This is a genomic window from Rahnella sp. ATs2 (genome assembly GCF_051851855.1).
GTDB lineage: Bacteria > Pseudomonadota > Gammaproteobacteria > Enterobacterales > Enterobacteriaceae > Rahnella > Rahnella variigena.
Genome location: NZ_JBLYPL010000044.1, coordinates 1 through 7,550 on the forward strand (window position 1 = coordinate 1; position 7,550 = coordinate 7,550).

Here is a 7,550-nt window from a genome sequence, read left to right on the forward strand (position 1 = left end):
GTCACCCGCACGGCCAATGAGGCTACCAACCTCAGTAATACGCTAAAATCCACGTTCGGCAGCACTCGTTACGGGCGTTACAACACGGGGGATGTTGGCGGAAATGCCTCGGGCGCGACAAATACCACGACGACGACGGCAGACACGGATAATTACGACCTTCTGGTTTCTCAGAAAATGGCGGCGTCAGTCGAAAACCGTGCAGAAGTTCAGAAGGTCACAGCCAGTCTTCTGGCGTCCGTCAGCGTAGCGGCATATGCCAGCGGCGCGCAGGATGTAATTAATGCATTACTGTCGAGTGAGGCCAAAGGATTGGACCTGATTCGCCTGTTTGAAACGCTGGCTACGTTCACGGATACCACTTACCGGCCGGACAGCAGCGACAGCAGCATTGCTTCGGCGGCACAAATTTACCTCATCACGCTAAGTGCTGGCGCAATGGCCTATGCGGCGTCTCTTTACGAACCTGTGAGTTACGACGAAGCCGCTGATCTCCTTAAGCGCGTGGTGACTGTTATCGATGCATCTGCACTATCTGCGGCGGATGCCGGTTATGACGATGTTTTTAGTGAGCTGTCCGATCTTAAAACATCGACCAAAACGACACTTCAGGAGAAAGGCGCGCAACTGGCGAATGTATCTACCGTGACATTCAGTTCGGCGCTTCCAGCGCTCAATCTGGCAAACCGGCTGTATCAGGACGCGAGTCGAACCGAAGGGCTGGTGAAAATGGCCGACCCAATTCATCCGGCATTTATGCCACTTTCTTTCAGAGCTCTTTCTTCATGAATAATGAGATGACGTTAACCGTCGGCGGTAAGGTGCTTTCTGGCTGGGACTCTGTACGCATCACCCGAAGTATTGAGCGTCTTCCCAGTGACTTTGACCTTTCTCTGATGGATGAATTTCCCGGAAGTGAAGATCAGCAGTTGGTAAAAGAAGGCGATGCCTGCGTGGTAAAGCTTGGAAGCGATACGGTCATTACCGGTTACATAGATCGGTGGGCACCGATGATTTCCGCCACAAGGCATGAAGTCCGGGCGACAGGACGAAGTAAATGCGAAGACCTGGTGGATTGTTCCGCAAAATGGGACAACAACGTCATCACCGGGGCAAATCCGTTGCAAATTGCTCAACGGCTGGCTGCACCTTACGGAATAACCGTCTCGAGTGATGTTACAGATATGCAGAATGTTCCCCAGTTCACGCTGAACTGGGGGGAGAGTTCGCAGGAAATCATTGACCGGATCACGCGCTGGGCGGCACTTCTTTACTATGACCTGCCGGATGGCAGTCTCTATTTGACCCGCGTTGGTACCAAGAAAGCCGCCAGCGGTGTGGCGCAGGGCATCAATATTGAAGCGGCGGCCTATGAAGCTTCGATAGATGAAAGGTTCTCTGAATACACTGGCGTGTCAATGACGGTTAACCCGCTTGTCGATGACAGTGGCTATGGTGCCGTGACCAAAGCGACGGCGAATGATCCGGACGTTGCCAAAATGCGATACCGCAACCGGATTATCATCGTAGAAAGCACCATGAACACTCCTGAGTTGGCGCAACAGGCGATTGACTGGGAAATGAACCGGCGCTACGGGCGTTCTAAGGTTCTGCAGGTCACCATTGATAACTGGCGCGATAGCGCGGGCAAACTGTGGGAGCCCAACACGTTGATCCCCGTAAATATCCCCAAAATGGGCATTACTGACCTGCTTTATCTGCTTGCAGAAGTCACGTTTATCAAAGATGACCAGGGCACAGTAGCGCAGATGGTACTGATGCCACCGGCGGCGTTCTCGGTTCAGCCTTACCGTTTCTACAACGTCATTCAGGAGCTGAACAGATGACGATGCTCAACACGCTTTACCGCCGGGCGATGATGATGATTGGCGTTGGCAGCGTATCGATGACCAATGATGATGGCGGGATCCAGAAGGTGCAGTACCAAACACCGATGGAAGTGCGCAGCGATACACCCCGCCTGATGGAGTTTGGTTTCTCCTCTTCATTGCCTGCTGATGCTGATGTGCTGATTGCCTACCTTTCAGGCGACCGGTCGAATGCTGTGGTGATTGCTTCCGGGCACAAAGGGAGTCGGAAAACAGGACTTAATTCGGGGGAAACCATCATTTACGACCTGTGGGGGCAGCACATCAAACTCACAGAGACCGGGATCGAAATTGATGCCAACGGGCAGCCGGTAAAGGTCATTAATTCAACCACTGTCACGATCGTTGCCTCAGAAGAGGTTTTTGCGGATACGCCCGTTCTGAAGTGTTCCGGCGATATTATTGATAACGCTGGGAGCAACACCACCACGCTGAAAGACTTGCGCGACACCTACAACACTCACAATCATGTGGTGAAAAATGTGCAGAGCGGCGGTTCATCACCGACCAGTGAAAAACCGGGGGAACAGGTTCAATGACGGACATCACAACGCTCTGGAATGCTGAACAATCCGTGGGTGACTGGGCTGAGGCATCCGGTGATCTGCAGTCGGGCGATGACCTTGAAACTGCCATTTTAATCAGCCTTTTTACTGACCGGCTGGCGCGGGAAGATGACGAATACGATGGCGATAACCGCCGCGGATGGTGGGGCGATCAGGATCAGGATTACTCCATTGGGTCGCGCCTGTGGCTGTTACGCCGGCAGAAACTGACGCTGGCCGTTGCAAATAAAGCCCAGGACTTTGCCGCTGAGGCGCTGAAGTGGCTTACCGATGATGGCGTGGTAGCCAGTATTACACCGGTCAGCCAGATAGTGTATCCGAATCGACTTAACCTTATTATCACCTACCAAAAGCCAGGACAGGACGCTGTATCGAAGCGTTATTTCTGGGTCTGGGAGTCTTAACAGATGCCATATAACCGGCCAACGCTCACTGAGCTGCGCGCGCGTAACCTCGCCGCGATTGAATCAGAATTAAAAGGAACAGGCACGCCGTTACGGTTTTCAAATCTGAACATTATCGGAACGGCAGATGCGGGTCTGGCTTACCTCCATTATGGCTATCTTGACTGGATTGCAAAACAGTCAGTGCCTTGGAGCGCGACGGATGAGAATCTGGCGGGGTGGGCTTCTTTAAAAAGCGTGACACAGAAACCCGCGAATGCCGGGACAAATAACGCCACCATTTTTACAGGAACAGCCGGGCAAACTGTCCCTGCGGGTACCGTGCTCAATCGTGGTGATGGTTATCAGTACACAGTCGATTCTGCGGTGGATATCGGGTCGCCTGGCACCGCAACGGGTTCTATCACCGCGGTACTCCCTGATCCGAATGATGATCCGACGGGCGGCGGTGATGCGGGTAATACACCCGCCGGGACACAGTTAACGCTGGATGTCAGTATTTCTGGCATTAATTCGACGGCGACAATCAGCACAGCCATTACAGACGGTGCTGATATCGAAACGGAAGATGCTTTCCGAACGCGTACACTTCTGGCCTATCAAAATACACCGCAAGGCGGGAATGATGATGATTATGAGTCATGGGCTTTGGCTGTTTCTGGCGTAACCCGTGCGTGGACTGTAAGAAGGTTGATGGGGGCCGGGACAGTTGGGGTGTACATCATGATTGATGGACATGATACATCAAACAATGGCTTCCCTGTCGGCACTGACGGTATTTCTTCGCTCGACAGTTGGTCAGGGACGAAGGCCACCGGAGATCAGAAAAGGGTCGCTGACTCTCTTTATCCGGTTCAACCTGTCACGGCGCTGGTTTATGTTTGCTCCCCAATCAAAGCAACCATTAATTTTACGATCAGCGGTCTTTCGTCGGCAGGCAGTGCAACAACGGCGGCGATTGCGGCGGCGATTGACGGGGTATTGTTTGAGTCCGGAAACCCGCAAGGGTCCACGATCTACCTTTCAGATCTGCTCATTGCAATCAGTAATGTCAGCGGAACGAGTGGTTTTATCCTGACCTCTCCTTCGTCAAATATTACCACAACGACCGGTCAACTTCCGGTAAGGGGTACGGTGACGTATACATGAGCCAGTTTACTTTAGAAGATTACACGTCGGCTTTGCAGAATTTACTGCCAACCGGGCTGGTGTGGTCACGTAAGCCGGATGGTATTCAAACCGCTGTTTTACGGGCTCTGGCCCTGTCATACCAACAAAGTGATGATGCCGCCGGGGCGTTACTAACTGGCGCATTTCCCGCGACCGCGACCATCATGTTAACGGACTGGGAAAAGACACTTGGACTGCCGGATGACTGTGCCATAGGGGAAAATGAAAGTATCGCGATCCGACAAAAATCGGTTGTGTCGAAGCTATTCAGCACCGGTGGTCAGTCCGCGGCTTATTTTATCGGTGTGGCAAAAGCAATGGGGTACGACATAACCATTTCAGTTTTTCGTCAGGCGAGAGTTGGAATGTCAGTTTGTGGTGATGCATTAAATGGTGAGGATTGGCCCTTTACCTGGTTGGTCACTGCACCGGAAACAACTATAAATTATGCTCAGGTTGGAAAATCATATGCTGGCGATCCTCTCAGGTCATGGGGGAATAAGCGTCTTGAATGCCGCCTTAATCATCTTTCGCCGTCACACACCTTCGTAAAATTCGGTTACGTCAGTTAGCTAACACAACCTTATCAATCAAACATGCGCCTTTCCTGGCGAGGAATTTACTATGCAAAAAATTGGGAGTATTACGTCAACCGCTGATTCGAATGGTGAGTGGACAGCAGGTAATGTGGCTGCCGGGACCCCTCCGACGTTGATGGAGGCGGCCTGGTTTAATACCGTTCAGCGTGAATTAGCAAACGTAGTAACCGGCAGCGGCTTGGCCTTAGACCCAGGCAACGACGCCCAGGTTTTTGCTGCTTTGAAGCTGCTAATCAAGAGTGGTGTAACGGGTGTCGTAGGAGAGGCTCGTAATGCGAAAATGTCAGTTCCATCAGCTTCTGCAACAGTGACATTTACTACTGATGAAATCATTGTTGGAACGGCGCTAGGTGGTCTGCAATATCGTATTAGCAATTTTAACAAAACGATTAACCTAGCAACTACAGGCGCGGGTGGTATGGATGCTGGGGCGCCTCCCGTTTCTGGGTTTGTTGGAGTTTATGTGATTTATAATCCAACAACAGGTGCCTCTGCACTTTTGGCAGTAAACGCTACAACAACCGTTGTCCCAGAGGTATATGGTGGTGCCAACATGCCATCGGGCTATACAGCCTCGGCGCTTGTTTCTATATGGGCAACAAATTCAAATGGTCAGTTTAAAGCAGGGATTCAAATAGGCAGGCGAATCTCGTTCTCATCAATTTTTGTTCTAAATACCACGGGGTCAGGTACCTCAAATCCATTATCTTCATTTTCAATTGCAACAGCAGTTCCGAAAAATGCTAAAGAGTGCGTAGCCACGGTTGGGATATCTAGCAATACTACCTCTGGCGGTACATTCAGTAGTGTATCGATTGTTGCAGACATTAACGGTTCAGGAGGAGGGACAATAGCTGGATATTCAGGTTCTGTAATCGGTCCTTACGGGACGCTAATCGTACCAATATCAACAAGTCAGACACTGTACCAAAACTTATTTGCTAATGCTGGGTCAACAACATATGGGATTACTATCTCTGCATATCTCTTTTGATTTATGGAGTAATTATGTCACAAATTTTCGTTCAGTTTACCAACTCATCTGATGAAGTTATTCTTTCATGCTTCGGAAGCCCACAAGAAGGAGATTCATGGCCCAATCAAGGAACTGTAGATAACTCAGATCCTCGATGGGTCGTTTTTTATAATGAACAATCAATTCTTTTTCAAAGAATACTTCCAACACCAGAAAATCCTTAATTTAAGTTAGGTGCCGCCTTTTTTGTTATAAACACTCTGCTTATATGTGAGTTTCTTTCTATGAAATAATAGCAAACTATTGCTAATGCCAAGTTGATAACACCCAAGAGTGCCCAAATACACCATATGGGCACTCCATCAAATAAATAATGATATTTCACGGTGAAAAGAACAATAGGAAGCTGCATTAAATAAAACGAATAACTTACCTTACCTAAAAAAATAAACGGGTTTGTGAAAGCGCTCTTTTTAATGTTAAAGCATGCAAGGATGTAAACTATAATGCAAGTTGATGGCAATGTGATGTAATTGTTTTTTGTCCAGCCCTCATTGTTGAAAGGAGATAATAACACAAGTGCAGTTATTGAAATTAATAACAATGGAATGCCTAGTTTTTTTATTCTAAACCCTGATGCATATAAGCAACCCAAAGAAACACCAGATATAAACTCAGGTAACCGATGAAGTGGGCTTATATAATATTGAGGAAAGGCAGATGACCCACTAAAGACAATCGATACTGGGATGATTAATGAGGAGGCGATTATAGATACAGTTAAGGAAATTAATGGATTCTTTTTTACAATGGGGAATAGTAATGGGAATGTGATATAGAAAAACATTTCAGTGGAAACTGACCATGATCCACCAAAATTCCAAATTGGAAATGTTCCGGTAAAAAAAGACTGAGACATAGTCAGGAATACACCAATATAAACAGGTATATCTATTATATTATATTCGAATATAAATGGCAGCGAGACTAAACCCATAAACAAATATGCAGGATATATTCTTGCAAGCCTAGATCTGAAGTAGTTATCCTTTACTCCCGCCCTAGATGACCATGACATAACGAAACCTGAGAGAACGAAAAAGAATGTCATCCCTACAGCACCATTATTAATAAAATCATATGTTATTTCTGGAACATCCGCTTTAAATCTTAAGTTGCAATGAAAAATAAAAACATAAAAAGCGGCTATAAATCTAAAAATTGTTAAACCATGAATGTCATTTTTAGTATTCATAAAATTTCACATAAAGATTAATAATTCATCAGTTAACTACCAATTATATGTCAAGCTCGATAGGATTGCGAGAGCAACCCAGATTGAGGCTTAATACTTATTTCCTTAGCAATCATAGTCCTAATAATTTCAACACCGATAGGCCTTCACAAATCAAAATCATCATGACTATACTGTATGTATGAACAGTATTTTAAGGGGTTTTTATGCCACGATACTCTGACATAAAAGGTGCGTTTATTAGCAGTGTCACGCAGGATCCAAAGAAAGGGCAAGTTGTCACAACGGAGCGATTTGTGGCGGAATTGGCGAAGGTAAATCATTTCTGGTCACTTGAAGAAGCCAATGAATGGATAGCGCACTACCAGGGTTTCTTCCGTGATTATTCTGATCAAGAAGGGGAGAGTAAGCGCTATTTCCTGAAAAACATGGGTTACATAAAGTAAGGAGATATCATGGGATTTCCATCACCAGCCAGTGACTACGTCGAAACGCGTATTGATCTGAACAAAGTCTGTAACTGCACAGGCCCTGCTTCCCGCCTGTATATCGCAGAGCGATACCACGGAATGCACATCAATTCCGGCACAATGCTGCTTATCGATCCTGCCATAAAACCGGTCGATGGTAACCTGCTGCTGGCGCAAATCAATGGTGATATGGATGTATGGCGGCTGGTGACTATCATGCG

General features: G+C 47.5%; 8 protein-coding genes and 2 pseudogenes. 9 read left to right on the forward strand and 1 reads right to left on the reverse strand.

From position 1 onward, the window contains the following. The 7 genes and pseudogenes from ACJY2G_RS25270 to ACJY2G_RS25300 all read left to right on the forward strand — a co-directional run. Window positions 1-789, forward strand: a pseudogene (locus ACJY2G_RS25270) (hypothetical protein); the annotation flags it as partial. Then, window positions 786-1,847, forward strand: coding sequence for a phage baseplate assembly protein (locus ACJY2G_RS25275; RefSeq protein ID WP_439292361.1), 1,062 nt, complete (start codon window positions 786-788; stop codon window positions 1,845-1,847). The pseudogene ACJY2G_RS25270 and the gene ACJY2G_RS25275, both read left to right, overlap by 4 nt. Beyond that, entirely contained in the window at window positions 1,844-2,428 is a 585-nt protein-coding gene (locus ACJY2G_RS25280) for a phage baseplate assembly protein domain-containing protein (RefSeq protein WP_439292362.1), read from the forward strand. The genes ACJY2G_RS25275 and ACJY2G_RS25280 overlap by 4 nt, the downstream gene beginning before the upstream one ends. Continuing rightward, window positions 2,425-2,859, forward strand: a complete 435-nt coding sequence (locus ACJY2G_RS25285) for a phage GP46 family protein (protein WP_439292363.1) — start codon at window positions 2,425-2,427, stop codon at window positions 2,857-2,859. Before ACJY2G_RS25280 ends, ACJY2G_RS25285 begins: the two co-directional genes overlap by 4 nt. 3 nt (window positions 2,860-2,862) lie before the next feature. After that, complete coding sequence (locus tag ACJY2G_RS25290) at window positions 2,863-4,008, forward strand: baseplate J/gp47 family protein (protein WP_439292364.1); 1,146 nt, start codon at window positions 2,863-2,865, stop codon at window positions 4,006-4,008. Then, entirely contained in the window at window positions 4,005-4,601 is a 597-nt protein-coding gene (locus ACJY2G_RS25295; protein ID WP_439292365.1) for a YmfQ family protein, read from the forward strand. The genes ACJY2G_RS25290 and ACJY2G_RS25295 overlap by 4 nt, the downstream gene beginning before the upstream one ends. 52 nt (window positions 4,602-4,653) lie before the next feature. Continuing rightward, window positions 4,654-5,622, forward strand: a complete 969-nt coding sequence (locus tag ACJY2G_RS25300) for a hypothetical protein (RefSeq protein ID WP_439292366.1) — start codon at window positions 4,654-4,656, stop codon at window positions 5,620-5,622. Window positions 5,623-5,824: 202 nt separating this feature from the next. Here the strand turns inward: ACJY2G_RS25300 and ACJY2G_RS25305 are convergent, their stop codons facing one another. Further along, window positions 5,825-6,859: an acyltransferase family protein gene (locus ACJY2G_RS25305; RefSeq protein ID WP_439292367.1), complete on the reverse strand. Its 1,035-nt coding sequence runs from the start codon at window positions 6,857-6,859 to the stop codon at window positions 5,825-5,827. 206 nt (window positions 6,860-7,065) lie between these two features. Here ACJY2G_RS25305 and ACJY2G_RS25310 point away from each other — a divergent pair, with 206 nt between their 5' ends. Together ACJY2G_RS25310 and ACJY2G_RS25315 are read left to right on the forward strand one after the other, a co-directional pair. Further along, entirely contained in the window at window positions 7,066-7,305 is a 240-nt protein-coding gene (locus tag ACJY2G_RS25310) for a hypothetical protein (protein ID WP_439292368.1), read from the forward strand. Between the two features lie 9 nt (window positions 7,306-7,314). Then, a pseudogene (locus tag ACJY2G_RS25315) lies at window positions 7,315-7,550 on the forward strand (hypothetical protein); the annotation flags it as partial.